The 21,428-nt window shown below is 49.1% G+C and carries 19 protein-coding genes; 13 read left to right on the forward strand and 6 right to left on the reverse strand.

Annotated elements, in window-relative coordinates; all coding sequences use genetic code 11:
- Positions 1-12 precede the first annotated feature (12 nt).
- The 4 genes from ACWJJ4_RS06195 to sspI form a co-directional block, all read right to left on the reverse strand.
- A complete protein-coding gene (locus tag ACWJJ4_RS06195) occupies positions 13-1,341 on the reverse strand; it encodes a (Fe-S)-binding protein (protein ID WP_025649708.1) in 1,329 nt (442 codons plus the stop codon).
- Positions 1,338-2,750 (reverse strand): glycolate oxidase subunit GlcD, encoded by a 1,413-nt coding sequence (gene glcD, locus ACWJJ4_RS06200; protein WP_094247674.1) that lies wholly within the window; start codon positions 2,748-2,750, stop codon positions 1,338-1,340. Before glcD ends, ACWJJ4_RS06195 begins: the two co-directional genes overlap by 4 nt.
- 99 nt (positions 2,751-2,849) lie before the next feature.
- Positions 2,850-3,935: a CdaR family transcriptional regulator gene (locus tag ACWJJ4_RS06205; RefSeq protein WP_102421654.1), complete on the reverse strand. Its 1,086-nt coding sequence runs from the start codon at positions 3,933-3,935 to the stop codon at positions 2,850-2,852.
- A 60-nt stretch (positions 3,936-3,995) separates the two neighbouring features.
- The gene (gene sspI / locus ACWJJ4_RS06210; protein WP_003152527.1) at positions 3,996-4,211 is read right to left on the reverse strand and encodes a small acid-soluble spore protein SspI; all 216 of its coding nucleotides are present in this window, start codon (positions 4,209-4,211) and stop codon (positions 3,996-3,998) included.
- A gap of 120 nt (positions 4,212-4,331) precedes the next feature.
- Here sspI and ACWJJ4_RS06215 point away from each other — a divergent pair, with 120 nt between their 5' ends.
- From ACWJJ4_RS06215 to pheT, 3 genes are all read left to right on the forward strand, one after another.
- Complete coding sequence (locus ACWJJ4_RS06215) at positions 4,332-5,078, forward strand: TrmH family RNA methyltransferase (protein WP_003152529.1); 747 nt, start codon at positions 4,332-4,334, stop codon at positions 5,076-5,078.
- Positions 5,079-5,439: 361 nt separating this feature from the next.
- Positions 5,440-6,474, forward strand: coding sequence for a phenylalanine--tRNA ligase subunit alpha (gene pheS, locus ACWJJ4_RS06220; RefSeq protein WP_003152530.1), 1,035 nt, complete (start codon positions 5,440-5,442; stop codon positions 6,472-6,474).
- A 13-nt stretch (positions 6,475-6,487) separates the two neighbouring features.
- On the forward strand, positions 6,488-8,902 hold the full coding sequence (gene pheT, locus ACWJJ4_RS06225) for a phenylalanine--tRNA ligase subunit beta (RefSeq protein ID WP_146277289.1): 2,415 nt from the start codon (positions 6,488-6,490) through the stop codon (positions 8,900-8,902).
- Positions 8,903-8,938: 36 nt separating this feature from the next.
- On the opposite strand, the gene rnhC is transcribed toward pheT, so the two are convergent.
- The gene (rnhC, locus tag ACWJJ4_RS06230) at positions 8,939-9,880 is read right to left on the reverse strand and encodes a ribonuclease HIII (protein WP_012118136.1); all 942 of its coding nucleotides are present in this window, start codon (positions 9,878-9,880) and stop codon (positions 8,939-8,941) included.
- Positions 9,881-10,013: 133 nt separating this feature from the next.
- Between rnhC and zapA the strand changes: the two genes are divergently transcribed.
- From zapA to ACWJJ4_RS06255, 5 genes are all read left to right on the forward strand, one after another.
- Entirely contained in the window at positions 10,014-10,271 is a 258-nt protein-coding gene (zapA, locus tag ACWJJ4_RS06235; RefSeq protein ID WP_003152533.1) for a cell division protein ZapA, read from the forward strand.
- Positions 10,272-10,278: 7 nt separating this feature from the next.
- On the forward strand, positions 10,279-10,812 hold the full coding sequence (locus tag ACWJJ4_RS06240) for a CvpA family protein (RefSeq protein WP_003152534.1): 534 nt from the start codon (positions 10,279-10,281) through the stop codon (positions 10,810-10,812).
- 105 nt (positions 10,813-10,917) lie between these two features.
- A complete protein-coding gene (gene polX / locus ACWJJ4_RS06245; RefSeq protein ID WP_077723170.1) occupies positions 10,918-12,630 on the forward strand; it encodes a DNA polymerase/3'-5' exonuclease PolX in 1,713 nt (570 codons plus the stop codon).
- Between the two features lie 20 nt (positions 12,631-12,650).
- A complete protein-coding gene (locus ACWJJ4_RS06250; protein WP_454021514.1) occupies positions 12,651-15,008 on the forward strand; it encodes an endonuclease MutS2 in 2,358 nt (785 codons plus the stop codon).
- A 16-nt stretch (positions 15,009-15,024) separates the two neighbouring features.
- Positions 15,025-15,429 carry a DUF350 domain-containing protein gene (locus tag ACWJJ4_RS06255; protein ID WP_003152541.1) on the forward strand — a complete coding sequence of 135 codons (405 nt, stop codon included), beginning with the start codon at positions 15,025-15,027 and terminating at the stop codon, positions 15,427-15,429.
- Between the two features lie 139 nt (positions 15,430-15,568).
- Here the strand turns inward: ACWJJ4_RS06255 and ACWJJ4_RS06260 are convergent, their stop codons facing one another.
- The gene (locus tag ACWJJ4_RS06260; protein ID WP_353575168.1) at positions 15,569-16,246 is read right to left on the reverse strand and encodes a DUF2711 family protein; all 678 of its coding nucleotides are present in this window, start codon (positions 16,244-16,246) and stop codon (positions 15,569-15,571) included.
- 105 nt (positions 16,247-16,351) lie between these two features.
- Here ACWJJ4_RS06260 and ACWJJ4_RS06265 point away from each other — a divergent pair, with 105 nt between their 5' ends.
- The 5 genes from ACWJJ4_RS06265 (at position 16,352) to ACWJJ4_RS06285 (ending at position 21,302) form a co-directional block, all read left to right on the forward strand.
- Positions 16,352-18,040, forward strand: a complete 1,689-nt coding sequence (locus ACWJJ4_RS06265; RefSeq protein ID WP_003152545.1) for an AMP-binding protein — start codon at positions 16,352-16,354, stop codon at positions 18,038-18,040.
- An 88-nt stretch (positions 18,041-18,128) separates the two neighbouring features.
- A complete protein-coding gene (locus ACWJJ4_RS06270; protein WP_007408119.1) occupies positions 18,129-18,713 on the forward strand; it encodes a TetR/AcrR family transcriptional regulator in 585 nt (194 codons plus the stop codon).
- 13 nt (positions 18,714-18,726) lie between these two features.
- A complete protein-coding gene (locus ACWJJ4_RS06275) occupies positions 18,727-19,506 on the forward strand; it encodes an enoyl-CoA hydratase (RefSeq protein ID WP_102421648.1) in 780 nt (259 codons plus the stop codon).
- A 13-nt stretch (positions 19,507-19,519) separates the two neighbouring features.
- Complete coding sequence (locus ACWJJ4_RS06280) at positions 19,520-20,293, forward strand: electron transfer flavoprotein subunit beta/FixA family protein (protein ID WP_007408121.1); 774 nt, start codon at positions 19,520-19,522, stop codon at positions 20,291-20,293.
- A gap of 31 nt (positions 20,294-20,324) precedes the next feature.
- Positions 20,325-21,302: an electron transfer flavoprotein subunit alpha/FixB family protein gene (locus ACWJJ4_RS06285; protein WP_017418309.1), complete on the forward strand. Its 978-nt coding sequence runs from the start codon at positions 20,325-20,327 to the stop codon at positions 21,300-21,302.
- Positions 21,303-21,428: the final 126 nt, after the last annotated feature.

Below are 21,428 nucleotides of genomic sequence, written 5' to 3' on the forward strand. Positions count from 1 at the left end.
TCTGCTTTCGGCTTATGACAAATCCGCCGCTTCCAAAAGGTAATCCGCCAAATGAACCGCGCGGACACGGTCTGTTAATCCTTCGCGTAAAATGCCGAGCTGCATTTGCAAAAGGCATCCGGGATTGGCTGTCACGATGACGGCCGCCTCCGTTTTTCCGGCGGCTTTCATCTTGCTGTCTAATATTTTCATAGACATCTCTGACTCTGTTATATTATAAATTCCCGCCGACCCGCAGCAGCTGTCGGCCTTTTCCATTTCTCTGTACTCAGCCCCTTTAATGCTTTTCAAAAGCGTTCGCGGTTCCTCTGACGTATGCATCACATTGCGGAGATGGCAGGAGTCCTGATATGTGACGATATGAGGAGACTGCGCCCGCAGGTTTTTTTGATGGAACTTCAGATCAACCAGTACGGATGAAAAGTCTTTGAGCTTCCGGACGAATTGTTCGGCACGTTCCGCCCATCCAGGTTCATCTTTCAGTAAATGCGGATATTCCTGAAGAAAGGCGCCGCATCCGCCGGCGTTTGTAATGATATAATCAGCGTCAAGCGCCTCAAAAGCGGCGATATTCCGCTTGGCCAGTTCTTTTCCCATCTCTTTTTCTCCGCTGTGCCCGTGAAGCGCGCCGCAGCACGCCTGGCCGTCCGGAACCGCGATTTCACACCCGGCCGCCTGTAAAAGCGCCGTTGTCGCATGATTTGTCGCTAAAAACATCGTATCCATTAAGCAGCCCGAGAAAAAAGCGGCCCGTTTTTGGACGGGACCCGCGGCAGGAAGAAAACGCGGCCTTTCCTTCATGTCTTTCCGTTTCGGGGCGGGCGGGAGCACTTGTTCCATCGTGCGCAGATGTTCAGGCAAAACGCGCAGCATACCGGTTTTTCTGACGGCTGTCTGCAGTCCCGATCTTTGGTATATTCCGAGAAGATTCACGGCTGCCTGCATGCGGTTTTGATGAGGGAAAAGCCCGGTGAAGGCGGCTTTCCGCAAGAGGCGCACGCCCGGCTTATGTTTTTTATTTTGATGAATGATATCCCTCGCTTCTTCAAGCAGCTGTCCGTAATTGACCCCTGCCGGACAAACGGGCTCGCATGCCCGGCATCCGAGACACAGCGAAAGTGAGCGTTCGACATCTTCATCCGGTTCGATCAGTCCGTCTGTGACGGCTTTCATCAGGGCGATCCGGCCGCGCGGCGAATGGGATTCTTGAAATCCCGATTCGATATAGGTCGGACAGGAAGGAAGGCAAAAGCCGCAGCGCATACAGTTCAGCAATTCACCTTCATCCATGCGGGTTTTGAATTCTGTTTGAATGTGTTGCTGCTCTTTAGCCGTTGTCATTTCATCACCACCACGCGTTTCCTTGATGAATTGGCGAATATTTTTCCCGGATTCAGCAGATTTTGGGGATCAAGCGCTTGTTTGATCGCTTTCATGGCGGTGATGCCTTCTGTTTTCAGCTTCATTTCTAAATACGGCGCTTTTACGATGCCGACCCCGTGTTCACCCGTTATCGTCCCGCCCAGCTCAATCGCTTTTTCAAAAATGGCGGCAAAAGCTTTTTCGACACGTTCCATCTCCTCTGTATTTCGGATATCTGTGGTGCACGTCGGATGAAGGTTGCCGTCTCCGGCATGGCCGAATGTGCAGATGGACAGGCCGTATGTTTCTGCAATCTCGTTAATGGCTTTGACCATGCCGGCAATTTGTGATCTCGGCACGGTCGCGTCTTCCAGAATCGTCGTCGGTTTCAGCCGGGCAAGGGCTGATAATGCGGACCGTCTGGCCTCTGTAAGCGCGAATGCCTCTTCCTCGGTTTCGGCCGTTTGGACGGATACGGCTGCTCCGTTTTTACAGATGGCTTCGATTTTTTCCATATCCCGTCTGACCGTTTCGATGTCACCGTCCTGTTCGATCAGCAGCACCGCTTTTGCGTCGGTCGGAAGCCCGATCTTGGCGTAATCTTCAATGACCTGCAGTGTCGGCTGATCCAGAAATTCGAGTGTGGCCGGAATGATTTTTTCAGCGATGATGGCAGAAACAGATTCCGCAGCCGCTTCAATATGTTCATAGAGTGCGAGCAGCGTTTTTTTCGTTTCCGGCTTCGGAACCAGCTTTAAAGTCGCTTCCGTCACAACGCCGAGCGTACCTTCTGATCCGACGAAAAGCCGGGTCAGATCATAACCGGCGACATCCTTTGTCAGCTTTCCTCCTGTGCGGATGATATCGCCTGAAGCCAAGACGGCTTCAAGGCCGAGGACATAATCCCGGGTGACGCCGTACTTCAAACCGCGCAGTCCGCCGGAATTTTCATTAATATTCCCGCCGATCGTCGATATTTTCATGCTGCTCGGATCAGGCGGATAAAATAAACCTTTTTGCTCAACCGCACGGATCATATCTTGCGTAATCACGCCCGGCTGGACGGTTGCCGTCAAATTTTCTTCATCAATTTCAAGAATGCGGTTCATATGTTTGAATAAAAGCACAAGCCCGCCTTCAGACGGACATGTGCCGCCGCATAAGTTTGTGCCTGAACCCCTCGGCACGATCGGAATGTCATGCCTGCTGCAAATCGTTAATATACGGGACACGTCATCCGCGCTGCGGGGGGCGATTACCGCATCCGGCATGGCTTGCAGCTGAGGAGCCGCATCATAAGAATACACTAGACGCCCCGCCGCCGAATCATCATAATTCTCCTTCCCGACCGTCCGGATGAACGCTTCTTTTGCCTCTCGTGAAATCATGTTCTCCCAACCTCCCTGATAAGAAAAGCGTTTTCATTTAATTGTAAAGAAAAACGATTCCGCACACTATGGAGAAACATATGAAAAATGATGATATGATTACGTACTTTTTGTATGTTGATCTAAAAAGCGGAGCGCCAAATAAAAAGCCGTTATGTCTTCGGGATGGTCAAGCTTCATATTTGTCAGTGATTCCAGTTTGGAAAGACGGTAGCGCAATGTATTGATATGAATATGCATGTCGTCGGCGGTGCGCTTTAACGATAATTGCCGGTCGAAAAAGGCGCGCAGCGTATCCAGAAGTTCTTCCCGGCCGAGTACATGCTTGAGAACCCGCCGTGAAAATTCCGACCGCGTGCCGGGTGCGATATCGGCAATACACATATCCAGTTTTAAATCTTCTTCAAAGACGGCCTGCTTGTCACCGATTCCGGCTGAAAGTGCTTTATCCGCCTGTTCGTATGATTCCGCGAGGCGCTCTCCCGGAACGATCCGTCCGATGCCGGCGGTGACAGGCTGCCCAAAAACGGCGCCGATCTTTTTGATGAGCTGTGTTTTGGAAGCCGAATTTGCTTCATGATTAATGAGAATGCGTTCATTTCCCCAGCGGACAAACAGGTCTTCAGGGCATTCGTTCTGCCAGAGCCGCCCGAGCTCCTCCGCTTTATATTGCTCATAACGTCCTTGAATGAGTATGATCCGGCGGTATGCGTGAAGGTCTGCGCCGATGAGCTTTGCTTTTTCTAAAAAGCCCGGAGACCATTCTTTCAGCTGCAGCCAATCAACCATAAAGGATTCAAGCATTCTCGCACGCCACTGCGCTTCTTCCATATGGCGCGTTTCTTTAATAAACAGCTCCGTCATTTTCCTGAGCAATTCTCCGAAAGGCAGGATATCGTCAGGGTCTCCTGTCAGACCGAACACTCCGATCACCTCATGGCCTGAAAAAACGGGGAGGTTCAGTCCTGCTTTTACGCCCTGGAGCCGTTTTTCATCTTCTTTCGTAATGATGACATTCCGTTTTTCGCGGGCGCAGATCAGTGCGCCTTCATGAAACCATCCGGCGCGCGCCTCGTTGGTGCCTGCGATGATCATCCCTTTTGTATCGGCAATAATCACTTCGCGGCTGTACATATGTTTGACTTCGGCAATCAATTTCTTTGCCAGTTCCGGCTGTAACTGCATGGCGATCCCCCTCGCCATTATTATACAAAAAAACCGGGTGTGCCATCACCCGGTTCATGCTTATTGCGCAGGTTTTAATCCGCCTTCAAGTGTTTTGAGCATTTCATTTTTTTCTGAGTCTGACGCATGCTGCCAAAGAACTTCGAATAAGACGCCGAGGCCCGGAAGCATTTTTTCTTCACCGCTTTGGATGGCGTCAACGATAGTATGCTCCAGCTGATCCTGGTTATTGCCGGTTACATTGGCAATAACGGCGTTGCGTAAATTAAGATCCATTACAACCGCTCCTTTTTCCTGAATGTGATACGCATATTCTTACCGCGCACGCGGTTTATTATGTGCTGTTCTTGAGATATAATAACAACATGCATGAAAAAAGGAGAGCACAGACATAAAGTGAAACGAATCGACTCTGCAAAAAACCAAAAAGTGAAGGACTGGAAAAAACTTCACACAAAAAAAGAGAGACTTAAAACGAATACATTTCTGATAGAAGGAGAGCATCTGGCAGAAGAAGCGCTCAAATCAAAGGGAACGGTAAAAGAAATTCTCGTAAACGATGAGAGCGCCATCCCGGCCGATCTGGACATGAGCATTCCGTGCTACGTGCTGAGCGAAGACGCGTTTTCAGCCGTGACGGAAACGGAAACGCCGCAGCGGATCGCCGCGGTCTGCCATATGCCGGATAAGCGGCCTGATCAGCTGAAGCGGCTGCTTCTGATTGATGCCGTACAGGACCCGGGGAATTTAGGAACAATGATCAGAACGGCAGATGCGGCGGGAATCGACGCCGTTGTCCTTGGTGAGGGAACGGCAGACCCGTACAACGGAAAAACGCTGCGTTCAGCACAGGGATCTCATTTTCATATTCCCATTTTGAAACGTCCGCTTGATGAGTTTACCGCTGAGCTGAAATCACAAGGCGTCGCGATCTACGGCACGGCGCTTGAAAACGGTGCCGCTTATCAAAGCGTGAAGCCTGAAGAATCGTTCGCGTTAATCGTCGGGAACGAGGGGGCGGGAGTGGACGCCGGCCTTCTGCAAAAAACCGATCTCAACCTGTACGTTCCGCTGTACGGACAGGCGGAATCGCTGAATGTGGCGGTAGCGGCCGCCATCCTCGTTTATCATCTCAGAGGATAGGTTGCGAAAAACCTTGGATTTCACTATAATAGATAGCAATAATGTAAAAACCGTGACAGAGGACGTCAATTTTTGCACACGCTGCCTTCCAGGGAGAAAATGCCGCTGACTGAGAGCATTTTTATCGCAGCACAGAAATTGATTTTCACCTCTCGAGTTGTCACCGGGACCGCGCCAAACGCGCGTAAAGGTGAACCGGAACGATCGTTTCCGTTATGTCAATGAAGCTGTCGGCAGATGAAGTCTGCCTTAAAAAGGGTGGTACCGCGGCCACAACTCGTCCCTTCTCTCAAGGGGCGGGTTTTTTTGTTTTCTGAAAAAGGCATAGAACGGTTTGGTTTACATAAAAGGAGGATGCATGATGGAAGAGAAGCTTAAACAGCTTGAACTGGAAGCTGCAGAAAAAGTAGAAGCGGCGGGTTCATTAAAAGAAGTTAACGACATTCGGGTGCAATATCTCGGAAAAAAAGGGCCGATTACAGAAGTTCTCCGCGGCATGGGCAAACTGTCCGCCGAAGAGCGCCCGAAAATGGGAGCGCTCGCCAATGAAGTGAGAGAGCGCATTGCAGCAGCCATTACGGCGAAAAATGAACAGCTTGAACAAGAAGAGATGAATAAAAAACTCAGCAGCCAGACGATTGACGTCACATTGCCGGGCAGTCAGGTAAACATCGGCGGGCGCCATCCGCTGACGGTCGTTATTGAAGAAATTGAAGATTTATTTATCGGCATGGGATATACCGTCGAAGAAGGCCCTGAAGTGGAAACGGATTATTACAACTTTGAGGCGCTGAACCTGCCGAAGGAACATCCGGCCCGCGACATGCAGGACAGCTTTTACATTACAGAAGAAATGCTGATGAGAACGCAGACGTCACCGGTGCAGACGCGAACGATGGAAAAGCATAAAGGAAAAGGCCCCGTCAAAATCATTTGTCCCGGTAAAGTGTATCGCCGCGACAACGATGACGCGACACATTCCCATCAGTTCATGCAGATCGAGGGTCTCGTCGTGGACCGCAAAATCAGCATGAGCGACCTGAAAGGCACGCTTGAATTGGTTGCCAAAAAAATGTTCGGCCAAGACCGTGAAATCAGGCTCCGTCCGAGCTTCTTCCCATTCACAGAGCCTTCTGTCGAGGTGGATGTAACCTGCTTTAAGTGCGGCGGCCAAGGCTGCTCCGTCTGCAAAAAAACAGGCTGGATCGAAATTCTCGGCGCCGGCATGGTTCACCCGAACGTGCTGAAGATGGCTGGTTTCAATCCTGAGGAATACCAGGGTTTCGCTTTCGGAATGGGTGTTGAACGTATCGCGATGCTGAAATACGGCATTGAAGATATCCGCCATTTCTATACCAATGATGTCAGATTCATTTCGCAGTTTAAACAGGCGTAAGAGGAGGATACACATGTTTGTTTCATATAAATGGTTAGAAGATTACGTTGACTTGCAGGGAATCGACCCGGCCGTGCTTGCAGAAAAAATTACAAGAGCCGGTATTGAAGTTGAGGGTATTGAGTATAAAGGGGAAGGCGTAAAAGGCGTTGTCATCGGACACGTGCTTGAGCGTGAACAGCACCCGAATGCCGACAAACTCAACAAATGCCTTGTTGATATCGGTGCGGAGGAACCCGTTCAGATTATCTGCGGCGCCCCGAATGTTGATAAAGGACAAAAGGTTGCCGTTGCAACGGTCGGAGCCGTGCTTCCCGGCAATTTCAAAATTAAAAAAGCCAAGCTGCGCGGCGAAGCGTCTCACGGCATGATCTGTTCCCTTCAGGAGCTCGGCATTGAAAGCAAGCTCGTGGCGAAAGAATATGCGGAAGGCATTTTCGTTTTTCCGAATGATGCTGAAACGGGAGCTGACGCAATGGCGGCCCTTCAGCTTGATGATGCGATTTTAGAATTGGGCTTAACGCCGAACCGCGCCGACGCGATGAACATGCTTGGCGTGGCTTATGAAGTTGCGGCTATCCTCGGCGCAGAGGTAAAGCTTCCGGAGGCTTCATATGAAAAAGCGGCAGAAAAAGCGGCGGATGCTGTTTCCGTCAAGATTGAAGATACGCAGGCCAATCCGCATTATGCCGCAAAAATCATTAAAAACGTCAAAATCGGCCCGTCACCGCTTTGGATGCAGACGAAGCTGATGAATGCAGGCATCCGCCCGCATAATAACGTCGTGGACATTACAAACTTCGTCCTCCTTGAGTACGGACAGCCGCTTCACGCTTTCGATTACGACCGGTTCGGTTCAAAAGAGGTCGTCGTCAGAAAAGCGGCGGAAAACGAAACCATCGTGACGCTGGATGAACAAGAGCGCAAGCTGTCAAGCAGCCATTTGGTCATCACAAACGGAAAAAAAGCGCAAGCCGTTGCGGGAGTCATGGGCGGAGCTGAGTCTGAAGTCCGTGAAGACACCACTGCGATTTTACTGGAAGCCGCTTATTTCGACGGACAGACCGTCCGCAAAGCATCGAGAGACCTCGGACTGAGAAGCGAAGCGAGCGCCAGATATGAAAAAGGCATTGATCCGGCCCGCGTTTTGCTGGCGGCTGAACGGGCCTGCAGTCTCATTCAGGCATATGCCGGCGGAGAAGTGCTCTCAGGCACGGTTGAAGAAAACCATCTGAAAATCGAAGCAAACAACATTCACGTGTCTGTTGAAAAAGTGAACGCCGTGCTTGGCATGGCAATCGCTAAAGAAGAAATCATCAGCATTTACAAGCGCCTCGGGTTTGCAGTCGGTGAAGCTGAAGACGTTCTCGTCGTAACGGTGCCGTCGCGCCGCGGAGATATTAGAATAGAAGAAGACCTGATTGAAGAAGCGGCGAGATTGTACGGGTATGACAATATTCCGTCCACGCTTCCGGAAACGGCCGGCACGACAGGCGGCTTGACACCGTATCAGGCAAAACGCCGGAAAGTGAGACGTTTCCTTGAAGGAGCGGGTCTTTCACAAGCGACCACTTATTCATTAACGAATGATAAAAAAGCGGCCGCTTTTGCGATCGAAAAATCATTCAACACGATGCTTTCTCTGCCGATGAGCGAAGAAAGAAGCATTCTCAGACACAGCCTCGTGCCGAATCTTCTTGAAGCCGTTTCATACAATCTGGCCAGACAGACTGATTCCGTTGCTTTATATGAAACGGGTTCTGTATTTCTGACGAAAGAAGAAAACACAAAACCGGTTGAAAAAGAACGGGTTGCCGGAGCTGTAACCGGATTGTGGCGCAAAAATTTATGGCAGGGTGAGAAAAAGCCGGTTGATTTCTTCGTCGCCAAAGGAATCGTTGAAGGCCTGCTGCATCAATTGAATGTGTCAGACCGGGTTGAATTTGTCCAGTCTGAACGCAAAAACATGCATCCCGGCCGGACGGCAAACATTCTATTGAACGGTTCGCTTGCCGGATTTATCGGCCAGGTGCATCCGGCAATGGAAAAAGAGCTGGATATCAAAGAAACGTATGTGTTCGAGCTTGATCTGCACGCGCTTCTGACCGAGGAAACAGAACCTGTCGTGTATACGCCGATTCCGAAGTACCCGTCCGTCACGCGCGACATTGCGCTTGTGGCAGATAAAACCGTTACAAGCGGACAGCTCGAAGCCGTGATCAAAGAAGCCGGCGGCGCGCTGCTGAAAGAAGTCACCGTATTTGATGTGTACGAAGGTGAGCATATGGAAGAGGGCAAAAAATCCGTCGCCTTCTCGCTCCAATATGTTAACCCTGAACAAACATTGACAGAAGAAGAAGTGACAAAAGTACATGAAAACGTGCTGAAAGCGCTGGAAGAAACGTATCAAGCGGTATTAAGAGGATAAAGAAAAAGCTTGCAGATCATTCTGCAAGCTTTTTTATTATGACCGTTTCCGTTCTACAAGGCGTTTCGCTTTTTGCGTATTGGCAAAATGAAGTTTGGTGAACGTTCTGAGCGCACCTTCTCCCTTATTGATGATCAGCTTGGCGGCAGCTTCATCGACGTGCGGCCCCGCGCCTTTTGGAATCGTCATCCCAGCCTCACGGGAAAGCTTATCCATTTCAATTAAGAAAGAATATCGCGCAATGATAGAGGCTGCGGCGACGGAAAGATGTATGCTTTCCGCTTTCGTGCTGAAAAACGTTTTTTCTTTTACGATATCCCGTCCGGAAAGATGCTTAAAATAAATGCCGGGCTCTGCGAATTGGTCAATCAGAATCGCTTCCGGTTTAACGCCGTTCATTTTTCTCAGCAGATTGGAAATCGCCTGATTATGAAGGAGCGCCTTCATTTTTCCTTGGCTCATGCCTTTTTCCTGCATCTGATTGTATTTTTCGTTTTTTAACACAAGCAGGCTGTAAGGAATGGTTTTAATTAACAGTTTGGCGATTTCAATAATCTGCGGATCTTTTAAATCCTTCGAATCCTTCACACCGAGTTCTTTCATTAAAGAAAGCTTTGTTTTGTCGGCGTAAGCGCAGGCAACCGTTATCGGCCCGAAGTAATCGCCTGTTCCGACTTCATCAGAGCCGATCACTGACATGGAGGCAATGCCCGCCGGGGGAGCGTAAAGCGGGTCGGCCGCTTTTTTGACGGTTTTCTTTGCTTTCGGCGCCTCAGCCGTTCCCCAGCGGGCCGCTTCTGTGCCGGCGTTTTTTCCTTGAAAGAGAACCTTGCCCGAGCGGTAGGCTGTAATGGTACAGCCCGGAGGCTTGGCCTGGAAGACGGCGCCCTGCGGAACGGCGGGAGTTAGGGAGCCGGCATAGGATTGTTTCATTTGTTCCATAGCGGAAGCGGATACTTTTATAACAGAATGGGACACGATATAATCTCCTTTTTTGGCACTTTTCACTGTATATACCAGTGTATCATAACAGCCCGAGGCTCGTCTTTCCATTCAAACGATAATCGTGGTATGATAGGAACTAGGATTCTCGCGGAATGGAGGAGAAACGTTGTCTGACGGCAAAAAAACCAAAACGACAGTAAACATTTACGGCCAGCACTTCACCATTATCGGAGAAGAAAGCAAAGCGCACATGCGCCATGTGGCCGGAATGGTTGATGATAAAATGAGAGAAATCAACGAGAAAAATCCATATCTTGATATAAATAAGCTCGCTGTATTGACTGCGGTCAATGTCGTGCATGATTATATGAAACTGCAAGAAAAATATGAAATACTGGAGCGGCAGCTTAAAGAAAAGGAATGAACACCATATGATAGATATCATCATCTTAGTTCTGCTCTTAATGGGCACATTGCTTGGATTAAAAAGAGGGTTTATCCTCCAATTTATATATTTAACGAGCTTCATCCTCTCGATTGCGTTTGCGGCGCTTTTTTACAAAAATCTGGCCCCGCATCTGAGTTTTATACCCGCGCCTGATTTTTCCGGCGGGCAGGCGGCTCTGTCTTTTATTAAAGGAAACGTGGAGACGGCTTATTACAACGCGATCGCGTTTGTCATTTTGTTTATCATCGCAAAGATTCTGCTCCGGATTATCGGAGCGGCGCTTAATATCATCGCCGGCATTCCGGTCATTAAACAGATCAACAAACTGCTGGGCGGGGTGCTTGGATTTCTGGAAGTCTATTTATTTGCGTTTATCCTGTTATACGTCGCATCCGTACTGCCGGTAAGCGCGCTTCAGGATATGCTCGCACAATCGACGCTTGCAAATATCATCACACATCATACGCCGTATCTGTCAGGGCTCCTGCAAGAACTGTGGGCCCAGTACGGGGCATAAAAAACTTCTCTTGACCGGAGAAGTTTTTTTCAAGCTCTGCGTCAGTTGTGCCGGAGGAGAAAAATTTGTATGATGAAAAGCAGGAAACGACTGGGGGTTAACAGTATGCATAAAAAAGATATCATCAGGCTGCTTGAAACGATCGCGGTCTATATGGAACTGAAAGGGGACAACCCGTTTAAAATATCAGCCTTCCGAAAAGCGGCAGCGGCGCTTGAGCAGGATGACCGCAGCCTGTCGGAAATCGACGACATGATGTCTTTATCCGGAATCGGAAAAGGCACCTACGGCGTCATTCGTGAATATATGCAGGAAGGTGTGTCCGGCACGCTTCTCCAATTGCAGAAAGAAGTCCCGGAAGGCTTGGTTCCTCTTTTGAAGCTTCCGGGCCTCGGCGGCAAAAAAATCGCCAAGCTGTACCAGGAACTGGGTGTTCATGACGCGGAATCGCTGAAAGAAGCATGCGAGCAGCAAAAAGTACAGGGGCTCGCCGGTTTCGGCAAAAAAACGGAGGAGAAAATCCTTCAGGCTCTCGGAGAAGCCGGAAAACAGCCGGAACGGTTTCCGATCGGCTATGCGCTCAGCATTGCTTCAGTCATTGAAGAACATTTGGCCCGGCTGACGGATATTCAGAAATATTCCCGGGCCGGCAGTCTCAGAAGAGCGCGGGAAACCGTAAAAGATCTGGATTACATTATCGCTACAGATCATCCGGAGGCTGTCAGAGAACAGCTTCTTTCCCTCCCGAACGTAAAAGACGTGATAGCGAGCGGGGATACAAAAGTATCGGTTATCCTCACATTTGAATATGAGACGAGTGTGGATTTCCGGCTTGTGACAGAGGAACAGTTTGCCACCACACTGCATCATTTTACCGGTTCTAAAGATCACAACATTAAAATGCGCCAGCTGGCGAAAGAGCGCGGTGAACGGATCAGTGAATACGGAGTAGAAACCATAGAAACGGGAGACGTCAAAACATTCCCGAGCGAAGAAGCGTTTTACGCCCACTTCGGTCTGCCGTTTATTCCTCCTGAGCTCAGAGAAAGCGGGCAGGAGGTCGACACGTACCGGGAAGAAACGGACCTTGTGGAGCATAAAGCGATAAAAGGCGATCTCCACATGCACTCAGCCTGGAGTGACGGCGCTTTTTCCATCAGAGAAATGGCAGAAGCGTGTATGGCAAAAGGCTACCAGTACATGGCGATCACCGACCATTCCCAATATTTAAAGGTAGCCAACGGGTTAACGGCCGAACGGCTCAAAAAACAGGCGGAAGAAATTGACGCGTTAAACGCTGAATTTGAACATTTTCATATTTTTAAAGGCGTAGAAATGGACATTCTCCCCGACGGTTCGCTTGATTATGATGACAGTGTTCTGTCTGAAATGGATCTTGTCATCGCATCTATTCATTCAAGTTTCAGCCAGCCGGAGCATGTCATTATGAAACGGCTTGAACAGGCGCTGACGAATAAGCACGTGGACATTATCGCCCACCCGACGGGCCGCCTGATCGGCAGACGGGCCGGCTATGAAGTCGACATCGATATGCTGATTGAGCTCGCCGCCAAAACAAATACGGCGCTTGAACTGAATGCAAACCCCGCGCGCCTCGATTTACGGACTGAGCATCTGATCAAAGCAAATGAAAAAGGTGTGACTTTGGTCATTAATACCGATGCCCATAATATCGAGATGCTCGATGATATGAAAACGGGCGTGACCGCTGCGCGCAAAGGCTGGACGGAGACAAAACATGTGTTAAACGCCCGGCCGCTACATGAGGTCAAAGCATTTCTGACGCGCAATGATTAAGTAAGGAGGACCATAAAACCGTGCAGCAAAAAGTGTTATCATCACTTGAATTTCATAAAGTAAAAGAACAGATTACCGCACATGCCGCCTCATCGCTCGGCCGGGAGAAGCTTCTGCAGCTGAAACCTTTGACGGATCTAACCGACATCCAAAAACAGCTGGATGAAGTCGAAGAAGCATCCGCAATCATGCGCTTGAGAGGCCATGCTCCGTTCGGCGGCCTGACCGACATAAGATCCGCTTTACGGCGGGCGGAAATCGGCAGTGTGCTGACGCCGGCGGAATTCACCGAATTGTCCGGGCTGCTGTATGCCGTTAAACAAATGAAGCATTTTATCAGCCAAATGACAGAAGACGGCGTCGGCATTCCGCTGATACAGGCCCATGTAGAAGAGCTGATTACATTAGGCGATTTGGAAAGGGAGATTAACTCCTGCATTGATGACCATGGTGAAGTGCTTGATCATGCGTCTCCCGCTTTAAGGGGAATCCGCACACAGCTCAGGACGCTTGAATCAAGAGTCAGAGACCGGCTTGAATCGATGCTGCGTTCATCTTCCGCTTCTAAAATGCTGTCTGACACCATCGTTACGATTCGGAATGACCGCTTTGTCATCCCGGTCAAACAGGAGTACAGATCAAGCTACGGCGGAATTGTCCACGATACATCTTCATCCGGTGCGACACTGTTTATTGAACCGCAGGCGATCGTAGATATGAACAACTCGCTTCAGCAGGCGAAAGTAAAAGAAAAACAGGAAATCGAACGGATTCTCCGGATGCTGACGGAGCATACCGCTGAACACACACAAGAAATCGCTCAAAATGTGGAAGTGCTGCAGACACTGGATTTCATTTTCGCCAAAGCGAGATACGCAAAAGCGATGAAGGCGACAAAACCATTCATGAACGGAGACGGCTTTATCCGTCTGAAAAAAGCGCGCCATCCGCTGCTGCCCCAAGATCAAGTCGTGGCCAACGATATTGAACTGGGCGGAGATTATTCAACGATCGTCATCACGGGACCGAATACGGGCGGTAAAACCGTTACGTTAAAAACACTCGGGCTGCTGACGATAATGGCGCAGGCAGGATTGCACATACCGGCTGACGAGGGATCGGAAGCAGCCGTATTTGACAATGTGTTTGCCGATATCGGCGATGAACAGTCGATCGAACAAAGTCTGAGTACGTTCTCATCCCACATGGTCAATATCGTCAATATATTAAAAGACGTGTCTGAAAACAGTCTTGTGCTGTTCGATGAACTCGGTGCCGGAACAGATCCGCAGGAAGGGGCGGCGCTTGCCATGAGCATCCTTGACGAAGTTCACCGGACAAACGCCAGAGTGCTTGCGACCACGCATTATCCGGAACTGAAAGCATACGGATATAACAGACAAGGCGTCATGAATGCCAGCGTTGAATTTGACATTGAAACGCTTTCGCCTACCTATAAGCTCCTGATCGGAGTGCCGGGCCGAAGCAACGCATTTGAAATCTCAAGACGCCTTGGGCTTCCGGAGCATATCATCGGCCAGGCGAAGTCAGAAATGACCGCCGAACATAACGAAGTCGATTTGATGATCGCATCGCTTGAAAAAAGCAAAAAAAGAGCGGATGAAGAGCTTTCTGAAACCGAATCACTCAGAAAAGAAGCAGAAAAACTGCACAAAGAGCTTCAGCAGCAAATCATTGAGCTGAACGCCCAAAAAGATAAAATGATGGAAGAAGCCGAGCGGAAAGCTGCTGAAAAACTGGAAGCCGCCGCAAATGAAGCCGAACAGATTATCCGCGAGCTCAGGTCCATCAAGCAAGAACACAGATCCTTTAAGGAACACGAGCTGATTGACGCCAAAAAACGTCTCGGAGACGCGATGCCGGCTTTTGAAAAATCAAAGCAGCCGGAAAGAAAAACAGAGAAAAAACGCGAGCTGAAGCCGGGCGACGAAGTAAAGGTGCTCACATTCGGACAAAAAGGGGCGCTGCTTGAAAAAACCGGCGAGAAAGAATGGAACGTCCAAATCGGCATCCTCAAAATGAAGGTGAAGGAAAAAGATCTCGAGTTTCTCAAATCGGCTCCTGAACCGAAAAAAGAAAAAGCAATCACCGCCGTAAAAGGGAAGGATTATCACGTATCCCTTGAACTTGACCTCAGGGGAGAGCGTTACGAAAACGCCCTCAGCCGCGTCGAAAAATATTTAGATGACGCGGTGCTTGCCGGCTATCCGAGAGTGTCCATCATTCACGGAAAAGGCACGGGCGCCCTCCGAAAAGGGGTGCAGGATCTTCTGAAAAACCACCGCAGCGTGAAAAGCTCGCGGTTCGGGGAAGCGGGAGAAGGAGGATCAGGCGTAACGATTGTCGAACTAAAATAAAAAGGGAGAAAACGTCATGAATGCTTTTTGGGAAAATGAGCTTGTTGAAATCGCGGCTTATTACAGTGTGGCCGTCTTGTGTCTCGTCATTTTTCTGACCGTGTTTGAATTGGTGACATCCTATAAAAACTGGGTGGAAATCCAAAAAGGCAATCTTGCGGTGGCAATGGCGACCGGAGGGAAAATTCTCGGTATCGCGAATGTCTTTCAGCACAGCATCGCCCAGCATAATTCGCTTTTGCAAATGATCGGCTGGGGCGTATACGGATTTATTATGCTTTTAATCAGCTATTTTATCTTTGAATTTCTGACGCCCCGGTTTAAAATTGATAAAGAAATTGAAAAAGATAACAGAGCTGTCGGCTTTATTTCATTTGTCATCTCAGTCGGCCTGTCATTTGTGGTGGCCGCCGGGATTTAAGGGGACGGGGAAAAATGGAGAAGCTTGCGAAAGTGCTGCTGTCGGCAGCGGGGATTTTTCTGTTCATCGGACTTATTTATCTGGTCATGACATCTTAATACTGAAAAAAGGCTGCCGAACTCAAATCGGCGGCCTTTTTTTATTGAGAATACCAGTTTATGCAGGCCGTATCAGAGCAAATGACGGCTTCCCAATTCATGGCGTGGACAACAGACGGCATGTCTTGTTCTTCCATAAGAAAGAGTGTCGTAAAAGAATCATATATGCTCATAAAAGCGGCGCGCCGCTTTACATCGGCAATGATCATGTCAGCCCGCAGCAGTCCGCATACATCCGAAGCCGCCGTTTGATTGAGTAAAAATATGCCTTTCTCTTCGAACGGCTCATAATAAGTGCAGCGCTTTATGCCTTTTGAACGGAACACATCCAAAAGTCCCGGAATCAAAAATGGCGAAGTGACATCATCGCTCGGCAAGTACAGATCGGGATGATGGAGCCGATTTAACCGCTCGGCGGATTCAGGATGTGCATATTCCTCCCGCAATGCCGTGACAGCAGTCATAAGCGCAAGCGCCGTTTCTTTTTCAGAACGCAGGCCGCAAACGGTCATGACGGTTTGCCAGGAAACGGGCCTGCCCATCGCGATGATCTCCTCATCACTCGGATACATATGTTCATAAGGCCGTTTGCGCTTTTGCTCTTCCCGCCCATCCGGCATCCGGACAAAGGGATGGAGCAAAAAGGCGGCCGACGTAAACGGCTTCGGCAGCTGGCGCAGGATAGGAACTCCCTCTTCAAAATGCAGCGTTTCCAGCAAACTCAACACCTCCTGAAACTCAAAATTTCACATGAAACGCTTTCCCATTCCAATCACCCTTCTGCTATAATAATAGCGTATAGGAAAACAGAAGGGAGAGGTATTATGCAGTCTGAAAAGCCATGGCTTTCTCAATATCCCGAAGAGATTCCGCATGAGCTTGAATTTACCGATCAAACCCTGCCATCCAATCTGACAAACTCCGCAGCTCAATTCCCGAACCATACCGCCATTTATTTTCTAGGAAAAAAACTCACATTCCAAGACGTTCTCACAGATTCATTAAAGCTAGCCGCTTTTTTACGCAAAACAGGCCTGAAAAAAGGTGACAGAGCCGCCATTATGCTGCCCAATTGTCCGCAGTCGGTCATCGCTTTTTACGGCGTATTGTTTGCCGGCGGCATTGTCGTTCAGACCAATCCTCTCTACACGGAACACGAGCTTGAGTATCAGCTGAAAGACAGTGCGCCGCGCGTGATCATCACCCTCGATATGCTGTTTCCGAAAGTGATAAAAATGAAAACGTTATCACTCGTCGAACGCATTATTACAACAAGTATAAAAGACTTTTTGCCGTTTCCGAAAAATATGCTTTATACGCTCACGCAAAAACAACAGGTGCATATTGATTATGACGGCTGCGAACAAATTCACAAATTAGCGGATATTTTAAAAAACGAAAAAGCGGAGGAAGCGGAGCCATTTGATATTGACCCTGCGCATGACATCGCCGTGCTTCAATACACGGGCGGAACAACCGGCTATCCGAAAGGCGTCATGCTCACACACCGAAACATTCAGGCCAATACAGAAATGTGCGCCGCCTGGATGTACAAAATGAAAAAGGGAGCCGAAAAGGTGCTCGGCATCGTGCCTTTTTTTCATGTGTACGGATTGACCGCCGTGCTCAATTTTTCCATTATGCAGGGATGTGAAATGATCCTTCTTCCTAAATTCAATCCTCTTGATACCCTGAAAACAATCGACAGGCTGAAGCCGACGGTTTTCCCCGGGGCGCCGACGATTTACATCGGGCTGCTGCATCACCCGGAGCTGAATAAGTATGATCTGTCCTCCATTGAAAGCTGTCCGAGCGGTTCAGCGGCGCTTCCGGTTGAGGTCAAACAGAAATTTGAAAAAGTGACCGGAGGAAAGCTTGTGGAAGGCTACGGATTATCCGAAGCATCACCGGTTACCCATTCAAACTTCATCTGGGGAAAAAATAAACCCGGCAGCATCGGCTGTCCCTGGCCCAATACCGATGCCGGAATCTATTCAGAAGAAAAAGGCGGGCTTGCGGAGCCGTATGAACACGGCGAGCTGATCGTAAAAGGCCCTCAGGTCATGAAAGGCTACTGGAATAAACAGGAGGAGACGGCGCGTGTCATCAGAGACGGCTGGCTGTTTACCGGAGATATGGGATATATGGATGAGGAAGGATTTTTCTACATCGCCGACAGGAAAAAAGACATCATCATTGCCGGCGGATACAACATCTACCCCCGGGAGGTGGAAGAGGCGCTTTATGAGCATGAAGCCGTTCAGGAAATCGTCGTAGCGGGCGTTCCTGATTCCTACAGGGGGGAAACGGTGAAAGCATTTATCGTTTTGAAAAAAGGCGCCGAGGCAGATGCCGATGAGCTTGATGCGTTTGCAAGAGAGCGGCTTGCGCCGTACAAAGTCCCGAAGCTGTACGAATTCAGAAAAGAGCTTCCGAAAACGGCCGTCGGAAAAATATTAAGAAGGCGTTTAGTCGAAGAGGAAGATGCTTCCCATGAAAACAAGGTGCCTTAAAAGAAAAACTTGACAAAATCCGGATTCCTTTTTATCATGAAGTTATGAATGAATGGTCATTCATTTATCGAAGGAAGGAACGATGACATTGAACCAAAAACGGCCAAAGTATATGCAGATTATTGATGCAGCAGTAGAAGTCATAGCGGAAAACGGCTATCACCAATCACAGGTGTCCAAAATCGCCAAGCAGGCCGGCGTTGCGGACGGCACCATCTATTTATATTTCAAAAACAAAGAGGATATACTCATTTCTCTTTTTAAAGAAAAGATGGGCCAGTTCATTGAACGCATGGAAGAAGAAGTGAAAGAAAAAACGACGGCAAAAGAAAAACTCGCTCTCGTTATTAAGCAGCATTTCACACTGCTCGGCAATGACCGCCACCTCGCGATTGTGACCCAGCTTGAGCTCAGACAGTCGAATATCAAGCTGCGCCTGAAAATCAATGATATTTTAAAAGGTTATTTAAACATGCTGGACACCATTTTGACCGAAGGAATCAAGTCGGGGGAATGGAAAGACAATCTCGACGTCCGCCTCGCCCGGCAGATGATATTCGGGACGATAGATGAAACAGTGACAACATGGGTGATGAACGATCAGAAATATGATCTTCCGGATTTGTCAGACAAGGTATTGGAGCTGTTGGTGTCAGGGATTCATCAAAACTAAAGGGGGTTGACGGATGAACAGCCTTTCGATGGCGGTAGAACAATCTGTTGCGGTGATCACCATTAATCATCAGCCGGCAAACGCGCTGTCCGGCGCGGTTTTAGATGAGTTGTCCGGTCTGTTCGACCGCTGTGAAACAGATGACAGTGTCAGAAGCATCATCATTCGCGGAGAGGGGAAATTTTTCTCGGCGGGCGCTGATATAAAGGAATTTACGTCGCTTGAAAATCTTGAGCAATCTTCTGCCATGGCGGATAAAGGCCAGCAGCTGATGGAAAGAATTGAAGGGTTTCCGAAGCCCGTTATCGCGGCGATTCACGGCGCTGCGCTCGGCGGCGGCCTTGAGCTTGCCATGGCCTGCCATATCAGAATCGCTACATTAGATGCAAAGCTCGGCCTGCCCGAGCTGAATCTCGGCATTATTCCGGGCTTTGCCGGGACGCAGCGGCTTCCCCGGTACGTCGGTACGGCGAAAGCGCTTGAAATGATCGGCACTTCAGAACCTGTGACCGGAGAAGAAGCGCTCAGCCTCGGTCTTGTCACGATAGGCGCCGAACATGAGGAAGAGCTGCTGCAAAAAGCGAAAATGCTCGCGGGCAAGTTTGCGGAAAAAAGCCCGCAGTCGATGGCTTCTCTGCTTGAGCTCCTTTATTCAAACAAGGTCTATTCTTATGACGGCGGCTTAAAGCTTGAAGCAAAGCGCTTTGGGGAAGCATTTGCATCAGATGACGCAAAAGAAGGCATTCAGGCATTTCTCGAAAAAAGAAAGCCTCAATTCGGTGGGCGAAGATAAAGGGGATAAGAATATGAATCTATTTGTACTGATGAAACGGACGTTTGACACAGAAGAGAAAATCGTCATTGAAGCAGGAAAGATTCAGGAGGACGGGGCCGAATTTATCATTAATCCGTATGATGAATACGCCATTGAAGAAGCCATTCAGCTGAAGGAAGAGCACGGCGGAACCGTGACCGCCGTAACCGTCGGCGGAGAAGATGCGGAGAAAGAACTGAGAACCGCCCTTGCGATGGGCTGTGACCAGGCGGTGTTAATCAATATTGAAGATGATCTGAGCGATCCTGACCAATACTCCATTTCAACTATCTTATATCATTATTTCAAGGACCGGGAATATGATCTGATTCTCGGCGGAAATGTCGCGATTGACGGCGGTTCCGGCCAAGTGGCTCCAAGGCTTGCCGAACTGCTGAACATTCCTTGCGTCACAACGATTACAAAACTGACAATCAGCGGCGATGAAGCTGTGGCAGAGAAAGACAACGAAGGGGATACCGAAATCATTAAAACCTCACTTCCTTTAGTCATCACGGCACAGCAAGGCTTAAACGAGCCGCGCTATCCGTCGCTTCCGGGCATTATGAAGGCGAAGAAAAAACCGCTGGAAGAACTTGAGCTCGATGATCTCGACATTGATGAAGATGATGCCGCACCGAAGCTCAAAACGATCGAACGTTTTCTGCCGCCGCAAAAAGAAGCGGGCAGATTGATCGAAGGAGAAGCCGCTGAGCAGGCGAAAGAGCTTGTGTCACTGCTGAGAAAAGAAGCCAAAGTCGTATAAACTGATATTAAAGAAACTGGGGGATGTCAGAATGGGAAAAAAAGTGATCGTACTCGGAGAAATTCGTGACGGCGCCTTACGGAACGTCACCTTTGAAGCCATAGCCGCAGGCAAAACCATTTCCGGCGGAGGAGATGTCATCGGCGTGCTGATGGGAAAGGGCGCGGCTGATGCAGCATCAGAACTCATTCAGTACGGCGCCGACAAAGTATTTACGGCCGATTCGCCGGGGCTTTCTCAGTATACGGCGGACGGATATGCCGCGGTTCTCGGGGATTTGATCGAAAATGAAAAGCCTGATGCGGTCATTTTCGGCCACACTTCTATGGGAAAAGATTTGTCACCTAAGCTTGCGGCCCGGTTTGAAACGGGGCTGATTTCAGACAGCACGGATGTAAGCGTTACCGGAGACAACATCGTTTTTACAAGACCGATCTATTCCGGAAAAGCCTTTGAACAGGTGATTTCAACCGATCCTTTCATTCTGGCGACAATTCGTCCGAATAATATTCAGGCATTAGAAAAAGACGCGAACCGGACGGGTGATATTGAAGAGCTTGCGGCGCCTCCGGCAGATTTGCGGACGGTCATTGAAGAAGTAGTCAAAAAAACGGCGGACGGCGTGGATTTATCAGAAGCGAAAATTATCGTAGCAGGCGGCCGCGGTGTAAAAAGCAAAGATGGATTTGAACCGTTAAAAGAACTTGCCGAGGTGCTCGGAGCAGCGGTGGGCGCTTCGCGCGGCGCGTGTGACGCGGACTACTGCGACTATTCTCTTCAAATCGGCCAGACGGGAAAAGTTGTCACGCCGGATTTGTATATCGCCTGCGGCATTTCCGGAGCGATTCAGCATTTGGCGGGCATGTCAAACAGTAAGGTCATCGTTGCCATTAACAAAGACCCGGAAGCGGAAATATTTAAAATAGCGGACTACGGAATTGTCGGCGATTTGTTCGAAGTGGTACCGCTTCTGACCCAGGAATTTAAAAATGCCAATATTCATTCATAATCAAAACCCTCTGGCTTATTTGTCAGAGGGTTTTGATTTGTGTTAATTAGTTCGTACAAATTACAGATTAATAAAACAATAGATTGACATGTACGAACCAATGTAATAAGCTTTTGTAAAGCGCTT

The sequence above is a fragment of the Bacillus sp. JK62 genome, assembly GCF_053663455.1.